Raw genomic sequence first — 21039 nt, forward strand, 5'->3', positions numbered from 1 at the left:
CATGACTGCTCCCCTCTCCAAGCAAGACCGCCTGAACGCCTCCCTCACCACCCTGCGCACCTCCATGCCCGAACTGCGTGGTGCCCTTGTCGCAACGGTCGATGGCCTCCCCATCGCCAAATCCATGAGTGACGGCACCGACGCCAACCGTGTGGCCGCCATGGCCGCCACCGCCCTGGGTCTGGGCAAGCGCATCAACGATACGCTCGGCTCGGGCGAACTGACCGACATGAGCGTGTCGGGCATGGGTGGTCAGGTGTACATCTACGCAGCGGGCAACAAGGGCGTGCTGGCCGTCGTGACGCCCCCTGGCATGAACCTGGGCCTCCTGCATATGGAAGCCCGCGACACCGCTCAGGCCGTTGCTTCCATCCTGTAAGTATTTCCCAGTCCCGCTGAGGCCTCGGTGACTTCTGATTTCCATGAGGCGGCGCCGAGCTTACCCAGCCCGCCCACAGCCGACACCCAACAACTGCACGTTCAGACGCTGAGCCAGTTGCTCGCCTCGCTCTACCCCCGGAGGACCCCCATGATCGCCACCCAACCCAACCGTACCCAACTCGGTGATTTCAGCTCTGTCGTCTGCTTTAAAGCCGTCATCGTTGGCGTCGAGGACACCCTCGGCACAGACGGAGCCGCCGTTGTTTTTACCCGCGCCGGGAAAGTGCGCGGGCACAACCTCGCCACGGAACTTGGCGTGGCGGGCAGCAACGTGCCTGTAGAAGAAATTGCGCCGCTGCTGAACGCAGCCATTGGTCAGGATGGCACCCGCTTGGCAGCCGTCATCCGCTCGTACCAGGAGGGCAGCGACATTGTGATCGAGACCCAGGACACCGTGTGCTCCGCGGGTGAGGAGCCCGGCAGTGACCGCAAGTGCACCTTTACCCTGGGGGCCGTCTGGGGCGCGCTGGAAGCGATCACGGGTGAGATGTACCTCGGCGAACAGACCGAGAGCGTGCTGCGCGGTGGCACCAGCGACAAGTTCGTCTTCAGTCCGCTCTAAGAGCGGTGAACACCCTGTTTTCAGTACGTCGCATTTAGAATTCAGATAAATTTTGCTCCGAGAACCTTGAGTCCAGTGACAAGGGCTGCTCGAAGTTCAGAGATCGAGTCAGAGCAGCGGCGTGGCATCAAAATTGCCTTGAGTTGACGCCACACGCCCTCAATGAGGTTGAGAAACGGGGCATAGGGCAGGAGGTACCGCAGGTACAGCCCCTGCTCTTCCCAGCGTGCGATCTTTTCCCTGAGCTTCGCGCCCTTGTGAAAGGGCGCGTTGTCCAGCACGACGACCGTGATCGGATCCGGGATGCACTGGGCGGCCAGGGTACCAAGGTACGCCATGACCTGTTCACCAGTACAGGTGCCTTGCCGTTCTCGGACGTCCAGGTCCTGTTGATTCCCGTGCAGGCTGTACGAACCCATGAGGTTGAGGCGTCCAGCGGATCCCCACCGTGTGGGGATCCTGAACGGCTGGCCAGATCCCCGCCTGGACCAGGTGGCACCCACAGACAACATCAGGGACAACCCCATCCGAGGTACTTCAGCGTGAGTTTGCCGTCCAGCGCCCCCTTTTAAGGTCTCCAAAGAGGCCTGATGCTCGTGTACAACCTCCGGGTCAAGGGTCTTGGCGGGGGCGTACCTCGCGCGTTTCCAGCTGTATCCCATGCGCTTCAGATGATTGGACAGTGCCCTGGGTCCGATCACCACACCGCACTGTTTGCTGAGCTCCGCGCACAACATGGTCGCGTTCCAGAAGCGCTCTTCTCGCAGTTTCTCCACGAGAAACTGCTCGGCTTGTCCCGTGATTCGTGAGGGTGGGCCGGGTGGGGGATCATCGGCTCAACCTGGTACGCCACGCTCGATGAAGCGTGTCAGATCATTGTGGATCGCTTGATGACTACGATCAAGGTGTTTGGCGAGTTGGGGAATGCTCCAGCCCTGTCGGTGAAGTCGCATAGGGACTTGCCGGTAGGCGGGTTTTAGGGTGCGTGTGCCGACTGGTCTCCAACGCACGCAGCACCACGTCATCCTCGTCTGAGATTTCGATACGTCGAGCAGGTCGTGCCATACCTAACTCTACAATCTCAATACGACCTACTTAACATCAATTCAGCAGGACATCTTCTCTTGAGGGTGTCCTGATCTCTCAGGAAGTCCGAACACTTCCAGCATTCACTCAGAGCAAAGAAGCCGACCTAAAGGTCAGCTTCTTTGTCAATTGGAACCCCGCACAGACCATTCCTGACCTCTTCAAGTCACGTCGTTGGAAGCTGCATCTGTAGTATGGATGCCGAGAAAGGTGTCGACGACGTCCGTATCAAATTGCCGTCCACGCTGAACGTACAACGCCTTCAGCGCCGCCTCGCGTGACCAGGCGTGCTTGTAGGGCCGTTCGCTCGTCAGGGCGTCATAGACGTCACACACCGCGAAAATTCGTGCCAGCAAGGGGATATCGGTCCCTGCCAGGCGGTCCGGATATCCGGTGCCGTCCCAGCGCTCGTGGTGGTGCCGAACCACATCCAGGGCTAAGGGCGGGAGCGTTGGAATCCGTGAAGCGATTTCGTGACCGTTGCGCGCGTGGGTTTGCATCAGGGCCCACTCAGCAGCATCCAAGCGGCCTGGCTTGAGGAGGACTGCGTCTGGGATGGTGAGCTTTCCGCGGTCATGCAGACTCGCGCCGTGCTTCAGTGCACTGGGCGTCACGACGCCCAGGCCCAGGGCTTCTCCAAGCTGCAGGCTGTGTTGCATGACCCGGACGGTGTGGCCAGACGTCTCCAGGTCACGGGCTTCCAGGGCGATGCCGAGACCCAGCAGGCTACCCTCCAGCGTCTCCTGGAGATTGAGGAGTTGCCACAGTCGCAGGGGGTCAGTACACGGCCCATAAGCAGGAAGCGTTTTTGAAAGTGTTTCACCATGCTTTGGAGGAATACGGAGGGGACGAGCACCGCGCTTTTACGGTAGCCCACACGGCGGCAAAGCGGGCGGGTGAGAACGAAGCACGCGACGACTCATCCCGCGCGGCGGTGAAGCCTTCACCCCTCCTGAACGACATGGATTCTTTCAGGTCTTGTTATGCGTCCGAATCCTTGCGTGAAGAGGGGAAGCCAGAGGTGCCATTGGAATGAGGTTCACGGGTTTCCCAAAAGCGGTCTATGTAGGTGATGAACGTGAGCAACTCTGAGTACGTTACGGGCTTCACCTGGTAAGACTCCGCCTCTAGAAGGTACGCGCGTCTGATATCCGCGTCGGCATCTGAGGTGGAAAGAACCACAACGGGAATGTCACGGAGACGGTCGTCCGCCTTGAGGGCCTCCAGCACGTCGAACCCTCCCAGGCGCGGAAGATTCAAGTCCAGAAGAATGAGATCTGGTGTAGGTCCAGCGTCGAAGGGTGCCTGACGGCGCATAAAGCGGAGTGCCTCTTCCCCATCGCGTACCACATGCAGGTCCACCTGCAGACCGCTCTCCTGAAAAGCAAAGTGCAGCAACGCCAAATCTGAAGGGCTGTCCTCGACCAGCAGCACCTGCGCTCGTCCAGCCCGGCTCACAAACCCGCCCTTGAAATGTCCACAGTGATGGTAAAGATACCGTGATCACCCTTCAAAACGTCCAGGAGGAGTGAAAAAGCCGGCCCCAGTCGGGTGGATCTGCGATGAAAGCACCCAGGAGCAGGGCGCCCTCACGACACCCTGCAGACCGCAATGCGGTCTGCGTTCCCCCTGGACGCTCGAGGTGAAGGGCAACCATAGAAAGTCCAGTAGCATGTTCTATGCTTTTTAATCCCGCCCAAGTTCGTGGGGCGTCTGTCGATCTGAATCAGTTGCTCAACACGATGCCGTCCATGACTTGGTGTGCCGATGCAGAAGGATTAACTACTTTTGTCAATACCGATATTCTGACATTCACTGGCCGACATGCGCAGGACTTTCTTGACTTGCGATTCACTCAAGCGGTACATCCCTCGGACCGCCTACGGCTGTTGGAGTGCTGGCAGATGGCCTGGCAGGATCAAAACAAATTCAGCTGTGAGTTCCGCTTCGAGCGGTATGACGGCACGTACCACTGGGTTCGCTCGGACGCACGTCCCCTGCTGTCGGATGATGGAACCCTCTTGGGATGGCTTGGGAACTGCACTCTCATTCACGACCTTAAGGTCGCTCAGGAGCGGACAGCCGTCCTACAAGAGTTGGGCTCGCTCTTGCAGACGGTGGGCACGACCAGTGCGGCGCTGAACATCATTCTCAACCGTGGAGTGACCAACGTAGGAGCGTGCGGCGGTGCCATCGGCATCGTTCGTCAAGCCACCAATGAGCTCCTCCTGGTGACGGAGCAAGACTGCCGGGCCGCTACGCTCGGCGTCTGGCGGGAAATCTCCTTGGCGTTGTCCACCCCTGGAACAGATACCGTCCAATCAGGGACGGCCCAATTCTTCCGGTCACGAAACGACCTCCTTAAGCAGTACACTGGCCTTCGTACCACTCTAGAAACGAACGTGCAGGCGTTGGCCGTGCTGCCTTTGCGAACGGACGATCAGACGAAGGGAGTGCTGCTCCTGGCCTTCGATCAACCCCAACGGTTCGATGATCAGGAACGGGCTTTTTTATCTGACCTGGCCCATCTTTGCGCGCAAGTGATGGAACGCACACGGCTCCTTGAAGACCTTCAGCGGAGTGAGCAACGGCACCGGACACTATTTGACGCCCTGCCCAACATTCTCTGGTCCTCAACCCAGGAAGGCCAGGTGCTGCACTTCAATGAGCACTGGCGTGACTTCACAGGTCTTCCCTCGCAACCTGTGGGATTATCCTGGACTGACGCGGTACACCCAGAAGACCGACCGAAAATCCTACAAGCACGCAACGAAGGTCTCCGGAACGGCACGGCGTACGAGGTGGAGTTCCGCTTACGCCGGCATGATGGAGCGTACCATTGGCATTTTTGCCGCGTTACGCCCCTGAGGCCTGAACAGGCCACCGAGGAGTTCCAGTGGTTGGGATACGCCGTTCACGTGCATGACCGGGTCATGGTGGAGCGGACGCTCGAACGGAGTGAGGCGCGTCTACGCTCGCTGGTGACCGCTACCACCCAGATTGTCTGGACCACCACGCCTGAAGGAGAGCTTCAGGTCCCTCAGCCCGACTGGACCTCATTTACGGGACAAGGGCCAACGGAATACGCTGGCTGGGGTTGGAACGAAGCCGTGCATCCTGAAGACCGCGAAGTCACCTACCGGGCGTGGTCGCAGGCGTTGAAGACCCACCAGATGTACGAGGTGGAGCACCGCCTTCGGCGACACGATGGGCAGTACCAATGGTTCCTCGTTCGGGCAGTGCCCGTCTTCGAAGAGACGGGAGAACTCGTGGAATGGATCGGCATTCACTCGAACGTGCATCAGCAAAAACGTATGGAACTGCACCGTGCGCAGTTGGAGCGTCTGGTGCATGAAAGTCATGACCTGATCGGCATGACGACGCTGGCGGGACGGCTCCAGTACCTCAATCCCGCAGGGCAAGCGCTGCTGGGCCTCAATGAGGAAGGCGTACAGGACACCGTTTGGTCGGACGTCCTGCCGCCAGAAGCGCACCAGTTCACGCGAAACGAGCTGGTTCCTCACGTGTTACAAGCGGGCAGCTGGGTGGGCGACATCAACCTGCGGCACATTCCGACGGGTCAGGCATTCCCGGTGAGCACCAACATGTTCACCATCTCTGATCCAAGGACCCTCACTCCAAAGCTCGTCGCCATAACGGCGCGCGACGTCCGTGAACGTCAAGCCGCTGAAGCAGCGCAACGTGAACTCAACGCCCTGCTTCGACAGCGCGTCGAGGAGCGTTCCCGGGAGGTTGAACGGTTGGACCGATTTAACCACCACCTCCTGGACTCCGCAGGAGAAGGGGTGTTCGGACTGGACCTGACAGGACGGATTACATTTGCCAATCGTGCTGCTTTAAAAATGACGGGCTTTGCGCTCGAAGACATGCTGGGGCACTTTCAGCATGACCTGCTGCACCCACCTCGGTCGGACGGAAGCTCTACGTCTGTACCTGTGCCTCTTCTTCGCGAGTCTGACCAAGAGGCCTCAGCGCGCAGTGGAGAGGCACAGTGCCAGAGTCCTGCTGAGGCGACGTTTTTGCGTAAGGATGGTTCTTCTTTCCCTGTTGAGTACACGGCTTCACCCGTCCGGGGGAATCACGGAGATAGAGAGGGTACCGTGGTGACTTTCCGGGACGTCACCCAGCGGCAGAGGTCTCAAGAGGCCCTCTTGCAGGCCAACCGGGAACTGAAGCGCTCTAATCAGGATTTGGAAGAGTTCGCATACGTGACCTCTCATGACCTGCAGGAACCGCTGCGGAGCGTCGCCAGCTTCACCGAGTTGTTGGTCCGCCGGTATGGCCAGGATGATACGCAGGCACAAGTGTACGCAAACATGATTCTCGACGGTGTACACCGTATGAAAGCAATTATTCAGGACTTGCTGACGTATTCCCGGGTCCGTGCCGAGAATCAACAACCGATGCAGGTGGACCTCGAGAAGGTCATGCAGGTGGTCACGCAGAGCATGCATGCGGCTATCGAGCATTCTGCGGCGCGAATTTCTTGGGATCCGCTGCCGACAGTGACGGGGGACTCCAGTCAATTGACCCAGATTTTCCAGAATCTTCTGAGCAATGCCCTGAAGTTTCGTTCAGGAGATCAAGTCCCTGTTGTCCACGTCGGGGTGGAGAAGGGTGCGGAGGCGTGGCTGTTCGAGGTCAGGGACAACGGCATAGGTATCGATGCGGAATACTTCGACCGGATCTTTGATGTCTTTCAACGATTGCATCGGCGTGAGCAGTACGAGGGTACGGGGATGGGCCTGGCCATCGTCAAACGGGTCGTGGACCGCCATCAAGGTCAATTGTGGGTGACGTCTACGGTGGGAGAGGGCACGACGTTTCACTTCACGCTGCCCATCGTGTAGGCACAGCCCACACATGTGCTGGATGGGCCTCCCGGTTCACCCCCGCTGGGGACTGAGAGGAGTTGCGGGCCGGATGGCGCGGCAGGAGGGCGGCGTGAAGGGACTGAGGAAGGTCCGCCGCAAAGCCCTCTGCCGGAGCGTGGCGCTGCCCCTGTGCCAGGACTGCAGGGCAACCGGGACGGAAGGTGCGGTAGCAACCGTGACCGGAACCACGTGAGCCGAGATGCCACCTCCCCGAAGTGCAACCAGCCCTTCACCGAAGCCCAGCTCTCCGACTGGCTCAAGGGCCACCGGAAGAAGCTCCATTGGCTGGTGTGGTCTTGCTCAGCGGAAGGGCGCGAGGATCAGGGCGAGCAGGACGCCACCAACCGCCCAGTGAGCGATGCCCGACAGCACCAGGGCGACGGCGGAGCTCATGGGGTCACGCAGATTCATACTGGACTGGACTGCCATAAGGCCGAAGAAAATCATGACGAGCGAGATTAGGGCGCTCATCACCCAGCAGCGGAATGATGCCGGTCAGGGTGTCCAGGACGGTCAACGGCACAAAAAACAGGGCGAAGGTGAAGGCGACTCCGGGATAGGTACCTGTCCCCTTGAAGAGGCCGTACTACGTCCGTTCCGAAGTGGAACGGGGTACCGTGGGATATGCGCCTTCCTCTGCTCTCGCCTTACCTGATGACCTGGGCCGTCTTCACAGGAGGGGCTCCAGAGCCACAGGCTCAAAGTGGGCTACGAAGCGCCGTCCTCCCTGTCACGCTTGAAGCAGCCAGAAAGGTAACAGGACCCGCAGGCGAGAAGTTGGGCTACGCCCTGTGGCACACCGTGGTGGAGATGGGATACAGGTGTGACAACATGGAAGCGTACAGTACTACCTTCCCCGCCTTGATGCGGGATCAACTGAAGTGGGATCTCAAGAATAACGGCTACACATACATCGTCGTGGAAGAGATGAACCAGCCAAGCGGAAACCAGACGGTCTGGCGTGCCCAGAAGGATGAGGCCACGGCTATTGGGCTTTTGATGGAATTTCCTCACAAGAACGAGCAAAATGCCAAAGGGACGTTGACGTTCTGTGAGGCCACCAAACTCGCTGGTCCCAGGCGCTGATCAGCCGAACTGTTGGAGAGAAGCTTGGGCGGCTTTGTCGAGTTGACCGCTTCCCTCATCATCTGGCGCAAACTCGCCCCCGTTGCTCCCCTCAAAACATCTTCCGGATAGGCTCTTAGCCGCTGATCGTCGGTCTTTCGATGAGCGAAAAGCATGCCCAGCAGAGGCGTGCTTGGAACGTAGGGGATTCGAACCCCTGGGCTTCGCCTTTCGGTTTGCCGGACGACCTCCCCTCCCGAACGCCCTGCTGCGGCAGCCCCCAGAGGATCATCGGGTCGTCCACATTCAACCACTCTGTCAACGTCCCAAGATCAGTGTAGATGGGGGTTTTGGTTCGTAACTTCGTTTAGGGCTTATCGGCCCAAACCGCGATGGAGACGGTATGGCGAGATACCGTCTCGATTTTTTACCAGTTGAGAGCTGCTGGATGGGTCATATGCGGGCCCTAAACGAGGTGGTTTCATCAAGGGGTGCGACCGCGCACAACGTCTCCAATTCAATCAGACTGGCACCGGAAACAGGGGCAAGATCACTGCTCTGCGCTCCCCAGGGCGACACTGCTGGCCTTCAGGAGGACGACAGGTCATCTTTCATTGCCCGCGCCTGGGCTTCGAACCCTGCCTGCACCCAATGCACGGGAACGAATGCGGCTGCCGGGCCGTGAAAGACCTCCTCGGTGGTGTAGGCCGTGTGACCGTTCGGGAGGCGCCTGAGCGTCTGCACCCGCTCTGAGCGCAGGAGGCCCCAGCGGGCCAAAGCACTCTCGTAACGCCAGGCGACCAGCGCCGCGCCATCGGCAGGAGGTTGCACTCGCGTGACCCGTTCGTCGGAATGGATGTACCGACCCTCACGCCAGAGCAGCCTGAAGCGCATCTGCACGCCCTCGGCAGCGCGGCTGGCTCCCGTGACATCCACCACGAAGGGATTCCAGCGCCCATAGGCGCCGAAGTCCACCAGCAGTTCAAAGACCCGTTCCAGAGGGGCCTGAACGGTAATCTCAGCGCGGGCGGCACGGGACATGAGGGCAGTATAGCGGGGGGATCGTAGGCCCTCAGAACTCCCGTGCATCCCCATCAACCCCCAGCCAGGACCTGACTTGGCGGAAGACACCCAAGAGCGAGCGCCATAGGGGCGCTTGCTCTTCTGGTGGTCAAGTCGGGCACCCAGAAACAACCTTGAAGATGAGCCCTTCCCCCGATGAGGTCGTCGTGCTGCCCCTCACGGGAAGCTGTACGTGTGGACAGCATTGGTATGAAGTCGAAGTGCGCGCCCTCCTGGCTCGGCAGGTCCAGGACCTGCCGGAAGTCCAGTTGCACGTGACCGAGTACCAGGCCGAAGTAAAAGTGTGCCCCCGCTGTCATCAACGACCACAGGCCGCGTTCCCACAGGACGTGCGTGGTCAAGTGCATTACGGCCCTCGCTTTCAGGCTTTGGCGGTCTACCAGGGTGTCGCCCAGTTCCTCCCCTTCAAACGCGTGGGCGACGTGCTTGAAACGCTGTGCGGTCAGCGCCCCGGTGAAGGAACACTCGCGCTGCACCTCAACCTCGTCGCTTCCCCGGCATGTTGATGCTGTTTATGCTGATCAGCCCTGCCCGGTACGTACCACCGCTCTTAATAGCCGCACGCGCCTTCTCGAAAAAGGAGCAGACGAGATCACTACTGACCTGAACGCAGCCGCGGTAGGTCCGGCGAAGTTGCGCCGCGTAAGGCCGTCCTGGTGTGCCCCCCCTCCTTCTTCTCACCCAGGAAGGGCGGAGTCCCAATGATGAACTCTGCGTGCGGCCAGGTTGCTTCCGTCCCGTCTGGGTTGAGCAGGGCGTCCCGATGCCCGATGTTGTCCAGGCGTTGCAGCACCGGCGTCTCCCCTTCCCCGCCATGAGCGGCTTTCCACTGGAAGAACGCAATCCAGGCGGACACACTGGCCAACTCGTGCGCAAACACCTCGATCTCGATCCCCCGAAGTTGACGAGGATACACCTGCGGTGGCATGGCGAACGGTCCCGCCCCCAGTGCCCGGACTTCCTGCTCCAAGTCCAGGAGCCGCCCCAGGGCCACGACCAGAAAATCTCCGCTGCCACAAGTGAGGGCCAAGATCGTCATCCCGCCCAGGCGCGTGTGAAAGGCCTGCACCACTTCCAAGCTCGCAGGTTTGCCTCTCCGCTTCTTGCTCAGAGCCTCTGCCTGCGTTTTCACATCCGCCCACTCTCGGCGGAAGGGCTGCAAGATCACAGGGTCTGTCACGCGGAGGATGTCGCGGACCGCCGTGTAGTGCGCGCCACGCCTGCTGCGGGTGGTGGCGTCCAAGCTGTTCTCGAATAGTGTACCGAAGATGGCAGGCTCTACCTGTGCCCAATCCAGCGTGGCGCCGAAAGCAGGGCGTCTGCGTCCTCGCGAGTGATGGAGAGAGCAAAGCCGCTGTCGAACAGTCCACCGTTGAAGTGGCGTACGTCCTCGCCCCAGAACTCGCCGCCCGTCTTCATCGCGGAGAACAGGTCCTGGAAGAAGGTCTGGGAACGCTCCGGGTGCTCGCGGGCGCGCTTGAGGAGCCGGGTCAGCAGACTGCGTGAGAGCAGGTCGGCGTCCTCACTGAACATGGAGAAGACCACGCGCATGAGGAAGTGCGCGGCTTCTGCCTGATCTACACCTTGCGCGGTGAAGGTCTGACCAAGCTGTCGGATGCGTGCCGTGGCATCCCGCGTGACTGGTTCGCGCAACTGATGAGGATCGAGCTTGCCTGGAGCGCGGAGGCCGCCAAGGCCGTCAAGTCACCATTGACGGGCGTGTCCCGCTCGATGTCATGCGGATGGATCGAGGGTTGCTGCCCGTGAAGTTCGTGCGGATCTCGACCGTGCTCAGGTCCGAGACGATCAGGAGGGGTTGCCGAGTTCACGGGCGTACAGGAAAGCCTGCTGCAGGGCCTTGCCAAGGCTCTTGCCCTGGGCCTTTTGCTCCAAGATGAAGTGCTCCCTCTTGAAGACGTCCGCGAAGCCCATCTCACCCGTGCCGGCCTTTTTCACGGGCTTCTCGAAAGCGTAATCGTCGCCGGTAAGGTCACTCCTGGGGTGGGTTCGCCCAGGAGAGGGCAGAGGTCGCGCCAATGCTCCTGGTAGGTGGCGCGCTCGGTGGGGTTCATTGTGGGGCAGTATCACGTGACGAGGGCAGGAAGGCACGCAGATCCCAGCCTGTTCGAAGCGTCCCGCCTGTCCTCACTCCGGGCAGGGTGAACTCGACGTCGAGCCAGTACTCGGCGTCCCCGATGTCCTGCCCTTCCAATTCCAGCACGGTGCGCCATGCCTCCCATGCCTCCGCCCTTGCCTCCTCGTGGCAACCGAGGTCGTCCGCGAGGGGCAATCTATCGTGCCCGTCAGGACACAGCGCCCATCCCTCCATCGTAAGTCCAGTATTCCGTTGACATATAAGATGCTTTTTGAGGAGGGTGAGCGCCTTGCGCCAAGGGGGAGAAGAACCCGTTGGTCCACTCCTCAGGACCTATCTCCGCCTATTGGAATACCGGTATTCCAAAGCTTCTACTTTGAGAGTTCCTCCAATTCGTCGAGCATTGCTGCGATGCGTGCTGCCTGTGTGGGCTCGAATTCCTTCTGCTCGAGTCGGCGGAGAACTTTTTTAAACCGGGCATGATCGACCTGAGGGGGAACCTGCGTTTTGCTTTTTTGTTTCTGGAGCCAGATTTTGAACTCCTCACGGGAACGCCAGCCGTCGGCGAGCTGGACGAATGCGAGCGCTTTGGCTTGCAATGCTGGATCAAGCCTTCCCACAGCCACAGCCAGGGAGTAAGGCATGCCCTGCCTGACTTTCTCTTGTAAAGCGGAGGAGAGCCGGTACACGGAGAGGCGGTTGATCAGGAATGACTCCCACGACATTCCCGTTACCTCTTCGACGATTTTTCCCGCTTTGAGATGTTGAGGGTCTTTCAGGTCCTGGCCTGAGCGTTTGATTCCACGCATCTCTTCCATCAGGCGCCTTACGGTGGAAACGCCTTCGCCTTGAAGGGAGAGCTCCAGGGACAACAAACGGATGACCCCTTCCGTCTGCTCGAACAGGTTGACGTCTGCGCGCTTCAGGTTTTCATCGAGGAGAGCCCGCACCGCTTGAGCGTCGTCATACTCGCGAATAATCGCAGGAATGGCGTCTCGTCCCAACCGTTTAAACGCTTCAAGTCGGCGGTGTCCAAGGACAACCTCATACGTCCCAGTTTGAACAGGCCGTACAGTGATCGGCTGGTAAAGCTCCTGCGAAGCGATGCTCTGCGCGAGTCCTTGAAGTCGCGCCTCGTCCACGTGATACCGGTACTGGAATGGACTCGGACGAACATCGCCGACGGGAATCCAGAAGGCGACGACATCCTCAGGAGTATCGAGAACGGTTGCCGGAACCCGTTCGAGGTGAGACGTCTCGACGGTGATGGGCGTAGATGACTGGCCGACATTAACCCGGCGCTCCGCGAGCTTTCCACGCTTACTGGACACGGGCCTCGACCTCCTGGAGGACGCGGCGGAGTTCCTGCGCGCTGCTGCTGTTGGGTTCAGCGAGGACCAGAGGAACGCCCAGGCGGGGCGCCTGGTTGAAGCGTTCCGCCTCGCTCACGTAGGACTCAAGCAGGAACGGCGCCAGGGAAGTTCTGCCTTTGATGGTCTCACGAATCTCGTTGTGCATGATGGTTCGCGGGTTGCCGTAATTCATGACCAGTCCTGCAACGTGCAGGTAGGGGTTGAACTCCAGATACTGTTCTACAAGGACCATCAGGCGTTCCAGGCCGTCGAGGCCCAGATCAGACTTTGCAAAGGGCGAAACGACGTAATGGGCAGCCATGAGGGCATTGCGGGTGAGCGGCCCGAGATTGGGCGGTGTATCGATCCAAATTTCATCGATCTCTACGCCCAGACCCACCAGTGCTTCCAGGGCCTCACGAAGGGCATACTCGGTGGGTTTGGTGCGGTGAAAGTTGGCGCGTTCAAGATCCGCGAGGTCATTGTGTGCGGGCACAAGCAGCAGTCTGGACAGGGCTTCGTGTTCGTCGGCACCGGGGACACGTTGAAGCAGGTCTGTCCAGAGGGTATGCCATCTGTCTCGGTGCCCTGGAGCAGTTCGGGGGAGACGTAACTCTTCGTTGAGGAGTTGCACGGTCGTCCGGTCTGGGTCCACGGGCATATTCAGAAGGGTGGCCAGATGACCTTGGGGATCAAGGTCGAGGAGCAGAACGCGTTTGCCCTCGCCGGCCCTCAACACGGCGAGGTTCGTGGCGAAGGTCGATTTGCCTGCGCCTCCCTTCGCATTGGCGACAACAAAGACACGGGGACCAGTCAAGGCACCGGTGTACTCCAGCCAGTCCCTGCCGCGCACACGCCACTGATTCCCCACCCGGTACCCGCGGAGTTCACCCACCTCCAGTTTGCGTGTCAGGGTGCGTTCACTGACGTTGAAGCCCCCCGCCAGTTCGCGAAGCGTATAGATCTTTCCGACCTCAATTTCCACCTGTACATGATGACATTTGCGCCACGTAATCACAAAGACCTGTCCGATTTGTCAAACTACCCTTGATGATGTACGCTAGGCTCATCGTGCTCATCTCACGGTGTGGGGGATCGTCACCGGCCCCCCTCCCCCTGGACATGCATGATTTCAACCCACACGACGGGCAAACAAGGTAAACGAAACCGCCCCGGACATCCGGGGCAGAATCGGAAAGCTGGCAGGCTTTGGTTACCGGAAGTTTAGCTCAGGACTTTCAGGGCGTCAATGAACGCCGAGATCGGAACGGCGCCGAGGACGCCATTTCGCCATGAGCGTCAAAACAAGCAGCATCATGCATCCCCCTCGGACCAGGATGAACCTTCTGCGGGAGGACTACCTGGCCATAGCGGACGGCGACTACTGCGCCGCTCGTCTCCTCAACGTGTTTGAACGCTGGCACAACACCAAGCTCGACCACCGCTCTCAGGCCCGGTATGCCAATGCCATCGCACGGTCGGGCGGAGAACACCCCGATCAGGACGAAGGGCTGTGGGTATACATGAGCAACGAGGAGCTGCGCCGCGAGCTCATGAACGAATACAGCGAGAAGCCAGTGACCCGCGCCCTCACCTTGCTGGAGGGCAAAGGATTTCTTCGGCGGCGCAGTAATCCTCTGCGCAAGTGGGACCGGAAGCCGCAGTACCTGTTTGTGGCAGCCGCAGTGCAGAAAGCCATCAACGCCTGGGCCGCGAGCAGGGAAGAGGGTGAAGACGCCGTTGTAGACGACCCCGCCGAAATGACGGACTCCATTCCGCAGATTGACGGAGTCGACTCCGCAGATCTGCGGAGTGCAAGCCGCACTTCTGCGGACTCCATTCCGCAGATTGACGGGGTCGACCCCGCACTTGCGCAAGATCAATTCCGCACTTCTGCGGCATCGACCCCGTCAAAAAGCGCCAGCAATACCACAGGTTTCAAACCACAGGTTTCCTCTACAGGTTTTAAACCACAGGAGGAGCACAGAGGCCTCTCCTCCTCCTTTCAGCAAGAGGAAAAAACTTTGGACGGAACTGACGTCTCGGGTGGTCGCTTCAGCGATAGGGTGTTGAGTCATTCTCCAGTCCCAAACGAGCAGGATGTTCCGCGGGGCGCGCGAGCATTGCTGGAGCGGTACCTCGGTGGCAACCTCAGCCTGGCCAATCTCTTGCTCGAAGTACCGGCGAGTGGCGTGGACCGAAGGCAGTGGCTGAAGATCCCGGAGAGTCGCATCCAGGCGATCGTCGATGAAGCCCACGCCCAGGAGACACTGGTGTTCCGCACGTACCTCATCCGGGCACTGGACGTTGAGATCGGCTCTTCGCTCTCCTTACCCGGCCGCGTCTCACCGCAGGTGGTGGAGAAGGATGATGCCCGTGAGCTGCTCAGGGTCTTGCATGAGGGAGACCTGGTCCGTTCCCGTAAGACAGGCAGCACTTTCCGTGTGGCCTCCGTGACGAGTGACGGCATAGATATTGAAGTCCCTGGGTACAGCCGTCCTGTCTCTGTAAGCGTAAGTCACATCCTTGGGTATGAGCGCGTCGATTAGGGCGACGCTTCCACCCCCTGCACCTGCCCCAGTACCGCCAGCCCCAGCACCCCGAACAGCACCACCACGCGCCACACACGAGCCGCTCGCGTCATATCTATCCCCCTCGGCGACGTTCAATCCGCCGAAAGCACAGGAACGCTCCCAGCCTCCTGGGAAGGTGGCTGAACGTTTCAGGACACGTGAACTGAAAGGGGGCTGTCCGGACGACGTCGAGCTGCTCCGGCAGGACTTGGAGGGAAACGCCCGGCGCGCTGCGGTGGCTGTCTCCTTCGCCGCCTGCCTTCCGGACTCCAAGCACGGCCGCAAAGCCCGCGCTCTGGCCACCGAGCTGCACGGCAAGGCCGTGAGCCTCGTCACCGACCTCGCGGGGTTCGAACTCGCCAGCGCGAGTCTCAGCACCTCTCTGCCCCTACGCGGGCAGTTTTGTGTCTACCGGAGATCGCACGCGTAGAAGTAGGCTTGCCCTGCTTTCCAGTACATCATCATGAAGCGGGCGCCTTTGGGACCTGAGGCAACCGCACGGAATAAATCTTTGTCGTTGAAACTTGACTGATAGTGGGCGGCAGGTTGGGTCTTTGCGACCTCATCGGTTGCCGCTTTGGCTGCTGCGTTCATGGCTCGAATATTGAGCTTGAAGGAGGCAGCTGAACCTTTGCCCTCCGACTTCACCTGGAAGTTCCCCGCACAGTGTCGTCCGGAGAACTTGAGCGCGTGGGCATCAATGCCCTTCTGGGCTGCAGCGTCGGCTGCCTGAGCCTGACAGACCGAGAACAGAAGCGGCACAAGCAGAGTGAAGGTAAATCGCTGCACACTTCAATCCTAAAAGCCTGCCCTGACAGAGACCTTGCAAGACCGTGGGCATCGTCATCGACCTCGCGGGTTCGAACTCGCCAGAGCAAATCTCGGCACTTGACCGCTCTCCGGGAAGCGGTTTTTCCTTCCCACGACCACACACTTTTCGCACGTCTTGCGCATTCCAGCCGGGCCGGGAACAGAGCAAACATGCGGCCTATGAACGACATCCAGACCGAGCGCCATGAAGCCCTTGTCCGCGCCACCCGCCCTGGCATGGTGCAGCCCCAGGCCGCCCGCCTGGCCCCATCCGGCGCCTCCAAGCGGCTGTACCGGGAGGTCAAGGCCGCGTACTCAACCACGCACAGCCTGCTGGCCGAACTCTCCTACGAGACGCACTACACGCCCAAGTTGATCTGCTACGCAGTCGACAACCACTGCCGAGCGGAGGCACTGCTTTCCCAGGGCCGCGCGCTGCCCCGCACGTTCCTCGGCGCCCGGGTCCGCAGCGCCGCCCTGGATAACGAGAGCGTCGCCCCCGAATTGCTGGAAGTCATCGCCCACACCGCCAACCGCGCGCCTGAACTCAACTGATCTTCCCTGCCCCTGGTCGTCCCTACGGAGGCGGTTTTTGTTGTCCCAGCGCTACACAAACCGAACAGAAACGACACACCAGCCCGGCCGCAAACAGAGCAAACATGCGACTCATGAACGAAGCGCACACCGCCCCTACCACTGTTCTCCTCATCGCCGAGCAGCGGTTTGACGTCCTGCTCGGTCAGGTCCTCGCCGGGTACCCGAACCGCCGCGAGTACGTCGCGTGGTTCGACGCAAAGTCGCAGCGCGACCGCCACCTGCTGGCCGTGCAGGGCCTGTACTCGCAGGTGTGCAACGGGGGCTTCGCGCAGTGGATCAACAACGGGTACGCCGAGCAGGATGCCCTCACCCTGCAGCTGGCGCGGATGCTGCCCCTCTACCCCCGCGTGCAGGAGGTCCAGGCCCTCGTGGACCGTGCCCTCGCGGTCAGAGAAGCCGACGACGGCACGCCCTACCTGTCCGACGAGGCTCACGACCAGCTCGATCCCCTGGACGACGCGTTCTTCGCCCTCAGCGACGGGTTCGCGGATGTCTTCCACAGGTACCTCCTCGTCTGGAACTGACCGAAGGGACCGCGCAAGCCCCTTCCTTCAGGTATGGGGTGAGCGGTTCGCCCCCGAAGGGGGCCTGAGTCCCTTGTTGTTGAATTATTTTCCTACCCTCCATATACTTGGTGTGTGAATGAGTTCCGCGTCCTTTACAAGTCCAGCTCCAACGTGGTCTACCGCTGTATCTATCACGTTGTCTGGACGCCCAAGTACCGACGTCCGGTCTTGGTGGAAGGAGTAGATGAACGGCTGAAAACTATTCTGGCCGAACTCGCTGTGGAGTCCGGTTGCGACCTCATGGCGCTGGAAGTCATGCCGGATCACGTTCACCTGCTCGTGCAGGTTGATCCCCAATTCGGGATTCACCGCTTCATAAAGCTCGCCAAGGGCCGGAGTAGTCGCCTGCTTCGTACCGAGTTCGGCTGGCTCAAGTCTCGCCTGCCTACCTTGTGGACGAACAGTTACTTCTGCGCCACCGTGGGCGGCGCTCCCCTGGAGATCGTCAAGCAGTACGTGGAGAGCCAGAAAAATGTCTAAGAAGCCCCGCCGCAACGTGCAGCGCTTTGTCCGCAAGGTTGCTCTGCCGAAGAGCGACCTGCTGGACAAACTGTCTCATGCGGCGGGGCAGCTCTATACACAGACCCTCGTTGCCTACTGGCGAATCCTCCGCAAGACGGGGACGGGTAAGAATGGCCGCACGCCTGTCTTCCTCTCTCCGTATGGGATGGAGAAACTGCTTCCCAGCGATCCCGACAAGTTGCTGCACTCCCATACCTGTGACGCCGTCGTGGGCAACTTCTACGCCTCGATCAAGAGCGCGAACGAGCGCAAAAAGCAGGGCTGCAAGGACGCCAAATACCCCCGGAGACGCAAGTGGTTCTACAAGATCACCTGGAAGTCGTCGGGGATTCGCCTCAAGGACGGCTACCTCACTCTTTCCACCGGGAAGGGCGTAGAGAACCTCGTCGTTCCCTGGGTGCATGATCTCCCCACGATGGTGGAGATCGGCTGGAAAAAGACGGGGGGCTACGAGCTGCGGGCCGTGTACGAGGTCGGCGCGATCCAGGCTTTGGGAGACGGCGTGGCAGCCATTGATCAGGGCGAACTCCGGACCGCCACCGTGTACGACGGCGAGAAAGCCACCATCTACTCGGGGCGGCTCGTCAAGAGCAAGTCTCGCTACCGGGCCAAGGTGATCGCCAAGTTGGATGCCAAGATTGCCAGGACCCGGAAGGGGAATGGCAAGCAGCCGAGCAGTCGTCGTCGGAAGAAGCTCATCCGTGCCAAGCGGCGTGTCACCCGCCAGATCGACCACCAGATTCGGGATATTCAGCACAAGCAAAGCAGTCACCTGGTCTCCACGCTGCACAACCAGGGCGTGCAGACAGTCGTCATCGGCGACATCAGAGACATCCGCAAGTCCATGCAGTACGGGCCCAAAGCCAACCAGCCTCTGCACAACTGGTCGTTCGGCAAGTTTCGCCAGATGATCACGTACAAGGCCGAGCGGTTGGGAATGCAGGTCACGCTGATGGATGAGGCGTACACCTCGCAAACCTGCCCCGCCTGCACGAATCGCAAGAAGCCGAGTGGCCGCTTGTACGCATGCAAATGTGGGTTTGTGTGCGACCGGGACGCCGTGGGGTCGATGAATATCAGGGCAAAGTATCTGGGAACCTTCGGGAGACCAGTAGTTGGGGTCATGAGTCCCCCCGTCAGAGGCGTGCGGTATCGCCCGCAATTCTCGCGTCACTTGGCGCTTAACACGCCAAGAACCCCCTGCCTTTAGGCATGGGGAGACTCAGCGTAATCTCCCCATCCACTACTCCTTTTGGGGCGGTTTTCTCTCTCCCAGCCACACATTTTCCAGACACAATGGACACACCACGCACGCTTGGAACAGAGCAAACATGCGACCCATGAACGAAGCCCTGATGACCGCCCTCGCCTCCGCCCTGGAAGCCCGCGTCGCGGTCGACGCTGGCCGCTTCGACGAGGCCCGCCAGCTGCTCGTGATCATGGACGAGCATCTCGATCAGGGCCAGGGAGGCAACGCTGCCCACAGCGCCCGCCGTAAGAAGATCCTGCGCCTGGAATCCGAAGTGCGCGACCTGCTGCCCGCCGCCGAGACCCCGACTGCCAAGGCTGCGCCAGTCGTCGAAGCGACCCCTACCGATGTTGAGGTGTCCGACGCTCCGGTCGTGACGCCCGTTGCCGCCTCTACGGCCGACGACGTGGCCCCTCCTGTGGCTCAGGCCTCCACGGACCCGAAGGAGGTCACGTCGCCCGCTCTGGAGCCTGTGGCCGCCAAGAAGAAGGGCGTGGCCGCGCCTCAGCATCTGCCTGCGGAGGCCTGGGCCCTCGTCGGGGAGGCCCTGCGCGCCGAAGGAGCCGACGTGGCCACGCTGGACGCCCTGGCGGCCCGCCACCGCTACATGGTGAAGGCTCGCACCGAGCGCAACACTTACGGCATGAAGGTGGCCGAGCGTCTCGCCCTGCAGGCCGAGGTCGAGGCCGCAGCCCTACGCGGCGACGTCGATGCGGCGAACAAAGCCTGGGACCGTCTGTTCGACGTCGTGACCGCCATCCGCGGCGCTGCTCAGAAGCTGCGCCGTGCCGGCACGCCGGATCCGGAAAAGGACCGTGACTACGACGCAGCCCGGGTGGACAGCTTGAAGATCAAGGCCTGGGCGCGGGGCAGGTAGGCCGCATAAGCAAGGGAGAGGTGGAGCTCTCATAGCAGTCGGTCATCCTAAATCTTTTCAGCGACGACACTTTTAAGCAGGTGCTATGGAGCGTCGTACACTGGCGTATTCGCTGGCCATCAGGAGGACGCATGGAAGCCATTGACCGAGACGCTGTACAAGCCGAGTTGTCCCGCCGAACGGGCACTCACTTGTACCTCCATCTGGAAACCAGTACCGGGGCCTATGCGGGATTGCAGGACAAAAAAATGCCTACTGTGGCGGCATTTGTACGCAACGTCCCCGTCTGCTACGAACGGGGGACCCTCACTGGCAACGGACCTTACCGGGTTGGTCTCAAGTTGCCAGACGGCTGGGTGTACGCCGAGGGCCTGACTGACTGGCAGTGTGATGATCAGGACCGCCTTCTACTGGCAGGCCATGACGACGCTGGAGCACTCCTGGTCGGGCTGCAACTGAGTTTCATGCCGTTCCACTCCTAGAGGTCTCGATATGCCGGATCAACCCATCCTGGTGGTCTTCCCTCATCCCGACGACGAGACTTTCGCTCTAGGCGGGCTTCTGGCGCGTCACGCCGCAGAAGGCACGCCTCTCACCTACTTGTGTGCAACACGGGGAGAAGCGGGACGCAACATGGGGCATCCTATTGTTGCCACCCGAGAAACCTTGCCTGAAATCCGGGAAGCTGAACTCCGGGAGGCCTGCTCGATCCTGGGCATCCGAGATGTGCGCCTGCTGGGTTTTCGGGACCGCATGCTCGAATTTGAGGCCCTGGAAGATCTCGCCCGGCCCGTCGCAGAGGCACTCCTTGAGCTGAGACCGTCGCGGGTGTACACGTACTATCCGGAACACGGCTACCACCCTGACCATGACGCCATGTCCCGCGCGGTCGTCTTGGCGATTGGGGGTCTTCCCGCCGATCAACGCCCCCTCCTTCTCGGCACCGTATTTAGCGAAGCTGCCTTGGCTGCGTTGGGTGAACCGGATGAAGTGATTCCCACAGCGGCGTATGGAGAGACTTTACGCGCGGCCCTACGAGCACACCGCACGCAGACTGCCGCAATGATGGCCGAAACCGAGCGACGGATGGCGGAAGATGAGGGGTTCCGAGCTCAGGTAGAGGAGGCGAGGAGCAAGATGGCCGCCAAGTTGTGGGTCTACCCCATGGATACAAACGGCGTGCGACGCCCACCTCAAGAATCACCAGTCTCTGCTTGACCGGAAGTTCTGCGGGCGCTGGAGGATACGTGCCCTGCAGTGGCTCAC

The 21039-nt window shown here is 60.5% G+C and carries 25 protein-coding genes, 1 tRNA gene and 1 pseudogene; 14 read left to right on the forward strand and 13 right to left on the reverse strand.

Annotation, left to right across the window (positions count from 1 at the left end):
* The first annotated feature begins 1 nt into the window (after position 1).
* A complete protein-coding gene (locus B9A95_RS12765; RefSeq protein ID WP_084047748.1) occupies positions 2–379 on the forward strand; it encodes a roadblock/LC7 domain-containing protein in 378 nt (125 codons plus the stop codon).
* 150 nt (positions 380–529) lie between these two features.
* Complete coding sequence (locus B9A95_RS12770; RefSeq protein WP_084047639.1) at positions 530–1003, forward strand: hypothetical protein; 474 nt, start codon at positions 530–532, stop codon at positions 1001–1003.
* Between the two features lie 41 nt (positions 1004–1044).
* Here the strand turns inward: B9A95_RS12770 and B9A95_RS12775 are convergent.
* From B9A95_RS12775 to B9A95_RS12790, 3 genes and pseudogenes are all read right to left on the reverse strand, one after another.
* Positions 1045–1824, reverse strand: a pseudogene (locus B9A95_RS12775) (IS630 family transposase); the annotation flags it as partial.
* Positions 1825–2250: 426 nt separating this feature from the next.
* Positions 2251–2928 carry an HD domain-containing phosphohydrolase gene (locus B9A95_RS12780; RefSeq protein WP_084047641.1) on the reverse strand — a complete coding sequence of 226 codons (678 nt, stop codon included), beginning with the start codon at positions 2926–2928 and terminating at the stop codon, positions 2251–2253.
* Between the two features lie 142 nt (positions 2929–3070).
* Positions 3071–3523, reverse strand: coding sequence for a response regulator (locus B9A95_RS12790; RefSeq protein WP_170928629.1), 453 nt, complete (start codon positions 3521–3523; stop codon positions 3071–3073).
* Positions 3524–3768: 245 nt separating this feature from the next.
* On the opposite strand from B9A95_RS12790, the gene B9A95_RS12795 reads away from it, so the two are divergent.
* Positions 3769–6960 (forward strand): PAS domain S-box protein, encoded by a 3192-nt coding sequence (locus B9A95_RS12795; RefSeq protein WP_084047643.1) that lies wholly within the window; start codon positions 3769–3771, stop codon positions 6958–6960.
* A gap of 324 nt (positions 6961–7284) precedes the next feature.
* Here the strand turns inward: B9A95_RS12795 and B9A95_RS33700 are convergent, their stop codons facing one another.
* On the reverse strand, positions 7285–7455 hold the full coding sequence (locus tag B9A95_RS33700; RefSeq protein ID WP_170928630.1) for a hypothetical protein: 171 nt from the start codon (positions 7453–7455) through the stop codon (positions 7285–7287).
* 183 nt (positions 7456–7638) lie between these two features.
* On the opposite strand from B9A95_RS33700, the gene B9A95_RS12800 reads away from it, so the two are divergent.
* A complete protein-coding gene (locus B9A95_RS12800; protein ID WP_139806757.1) occupies positions 7639–8070 on the forward strand; it encodes a hypothetical protein in 432 nt (143 codons plus the stop codon).
* A 173-nt stretch (positions 8071–8243) separates the two neighbouring features.
* Here the strand turns inward: B9A95_RS12800 and B9A95_RS33705 are convergent.
* Positions 8244–8377, reverse strand: a tRNA-OTHER gene (locus B9A95_RS33705).
* Positions 8378–8637: 260 nt separating this feature from the next.
* On the reverse strand, positions 8638–9090 hold the full coding sequence (locus tag B9A95_RS12805; protein WP_084047645.1) for an SRPBCC domain-containing protein: 453 nt from the start codon (positions 9088–9090) through the stop codon (positions 8638–8640).
* A 161-nt stretch (positions 9091–9251) separates the two neighbouring features.
* Between B9A95_RS12805 and B9A95_RS32240 the strand changes: the two genes are divergently transcribed.
* A complete protein-coding gene (locus tag B9A95_RS32240) occupies positions 9252–9638 on the forward strand; it encodes an IS66 family transposase zinc-finger binding domain-containing protein (RefSeq protein ID WP_139806758.1) in 387 nt (128 codons plus the stop codon).
* Between the two features lie 89 nt (positions 9639–9727).
* Here B9A95_RS32240 and B9A95_RS12815 read toward each other — a convergent pair whose 3' ends face one another.
* From B9A95_RS12815 to B9A95_RS12840, 6 genes are all read right to left on the reverse strand, one after another.
* Positions 9728–10375: a DNA methyltransferase gene (locus tag B9A95_RS12815; protein ID WP_084047647.1), complete on the reverse strand. Its 648-nt coding sequence runs from the start codon at positions 10373–10375 to the stop codon at positions 9728–9730.
* Between the two features lie 35 nt (positions 10376–10410).
* The gene (locus B9A95_RS33710) at positions 10411–10785 is read right to left on the reverse strand and encodes a type IIL restriction-modification enzyme MmeI (protein WP_170928631.1); all 375 of its coding nucleotides are present in this window, start codon (positions 10783–10785) and stop codon (positions 10411–10413) included.
* A 153-nt stretch (positions 10786–10938) separates the two neighbouring features.
* A complete protein-coding gene (locus B9A95_RS33715) occupies positions 10939–11169 on the reverse strand; it encodes a hypothetical protein (RefSeq protein ID WP_170928632.1) in 231 nt (76 codons plus the stop codon).
* Positions 11170–11200: 31 nt separating this feature from the next.
* On the reverse strand, positions 11201–11353 hold the full coding sequence (locus B9A95_RS34615) for a hypothetical protein (RefSeq protein WP_212648319.1): 153 nt from the start codon (positions 11351–11353) through the stop codon (positions 11201–11203).
* Positions 11354–11598: 245 nt separating this feature from the next.
* Positions 11599–12558 (reverse strand): ParB/RepB/Spo0J family partition protein, encoded by a 960-nt coding sequence (locus B9A95_RS12835; protein ID WP_170928633.1) that lies wholly within the window; start codon positions 12556–12558, stop codon positions 11599–11601.
* Positions 12548–13564, reverse strand: a complete 1017-nt coding sequence (locus B9A95_RS12840; protein WP_170928634.1) for an AAA family ATPase — start codon at positions 13562–13564, stop codon at positions 12548–12550. Before B9A95_RS12840 ends, B9A95_RS12835 begins: the two co-directional genes overlap by 11 nt.
* Before the next feature lie 307 nt (positions 13565–13871).
* On the opposite strand from B9A95_RS12840, the gene B9A95_RS12845 reads away from it, so the two are divergent.
* Positions 13872–15128: a hypothetical protein gene (locus B9A95_RS12845; protein ID WP_084047652.1), complete on the forward strand. Its 1257-nt coding sequence runs from the start codon at positions 13872–13874 to the stop codon at positions 15126–15128.
* A 160-nt stretch (positions 15129–15288) separates the two neighbouring features.
* Complete coding sequence (locus B9A95_RS12850; protein ID WP_084047653.1) at positions 15289–15582, forward strand: hypothetical protein; 294 nt, start codon at positions 15289–15291, stop codon at positions 15580–15582.
* Here B9A95_RS12850 and B9A95_RS12855 read toward each other — a convergent pair.
* The gene (locus B9A95_RS12855; protein ID WP_084047654.1) at positions 15561–15941 is read right to left on the reverse strand and encodes a hypothetical protein; all 381 of its coding nucleotides are present in this window, start codon (positions 15939–15941) and stop codon (positions 15561–15563) included. The genes B9A95_RS12850 and B9A95_RS12855 overlap by 22 nt on opposite strands.
* A 201-nt stretch (positions 15942–16142) precedes the next feature.
* Between B9A95_RS12855 and B9A95_RS12860 the strand changes: the two genes are divergently transcribed.
* The 7 genes from B9A95_RS12860 to bshB2 all read left to right on the forward strand — a co-directional run bounded on the left by B9A95_RS12860 (position 16143) and on the right by bshB2 (position 20991).
* Complete coding sequence (locus B9A95_RS12860) at positions 16143–16517, forward strand: hypothetical protein (RefSeq protein ID WP_084047655.1); 375 nt, start codon at positions 16143–16145, stop codon at positions 16515–16517.
* A gap of 113 nt (positions 16518–16630) precedes the next feature.
* Complete coding sequence (locus B9A95_RS12865; RefSeq protein ID WP_170928635.1) at positions 16631–17083, forward strand: DMP19 family protein; 453 nt, start codon at positions 16631–16633, stop codon at positions 17081–17083.
* A gap of 114 nt (positions 17084–17197) precedes the next feature.
* Positions 17198–17605, forward strand: a complete 408-nt coding sequence (gene tnpA, locus B9A95_RS12870; RefSeq protein ID WP_084047657.1) for an IS200/IS605 family transposase — start codon at positions 17198–17200, stop codon at positions 17603–17605.
* Positions 17598–18857 (forward strand): RNA-guided endonuclease InsQ/TnpB family protein, encoded by a 1260-nt coding sequence (locus tag B9A95_RS12875; RefSeq protein ID WP_084047658.1) that lies wholly within the window; start codon positions 17598–17600, stop codon positions 18855–18857. The genes tnpA and B9A95_RS12875 overlap by 8 nt, the downstream gene beginning before the upstream one ends.
* A 130-nt stretch (positions 18858–18987) precedes the next feature.
* Positions 18988–19773, forward strand: coding sequence for a hypothetical protein (locus B9A95_RS12880; RefSeq protein WP_084047659.1), 786 nt, complete (start codon positions 18988–18990; stop codon positions 19771–19773).
* Positions 19774–19904: 131 nt separating this feature from the next.
* Positions 19905–20255 (forward strand): YojF family protein, encoded by a 351-nt coding sequence (locus tag B9A95_RS12885; protein WP_084047660.1) that lies wholly within the window; start codon positions 19905–19907, stop codon positions 20253–20255.
* 10 nt (positions 20256–20265) lie between these two features.
* On the forward strand, positions 20266–20991 hold the full coding sequence (gene bshB2, locus B9A95_RS12890) for a bacillithiol biosynthesis deacetylase BshB2 (RefSeq protein WP_084047661.1): 726 nt from the start codon (positions 20266–20268) through the stop codon (positions 20989–20991).
* Positions 20992–21039 lie beyond the last annotated feature (48 nt).

The organism is Deinococcus hopiensis KR-140, from assembly GCF_900176165.1.
Classification (GTDB): domain Bacteria; phylum Deinococcota; class Deinococci; order Deinococcales; family Deinococcaceae; genus Deinococcus; species Deinococcus hopiensis.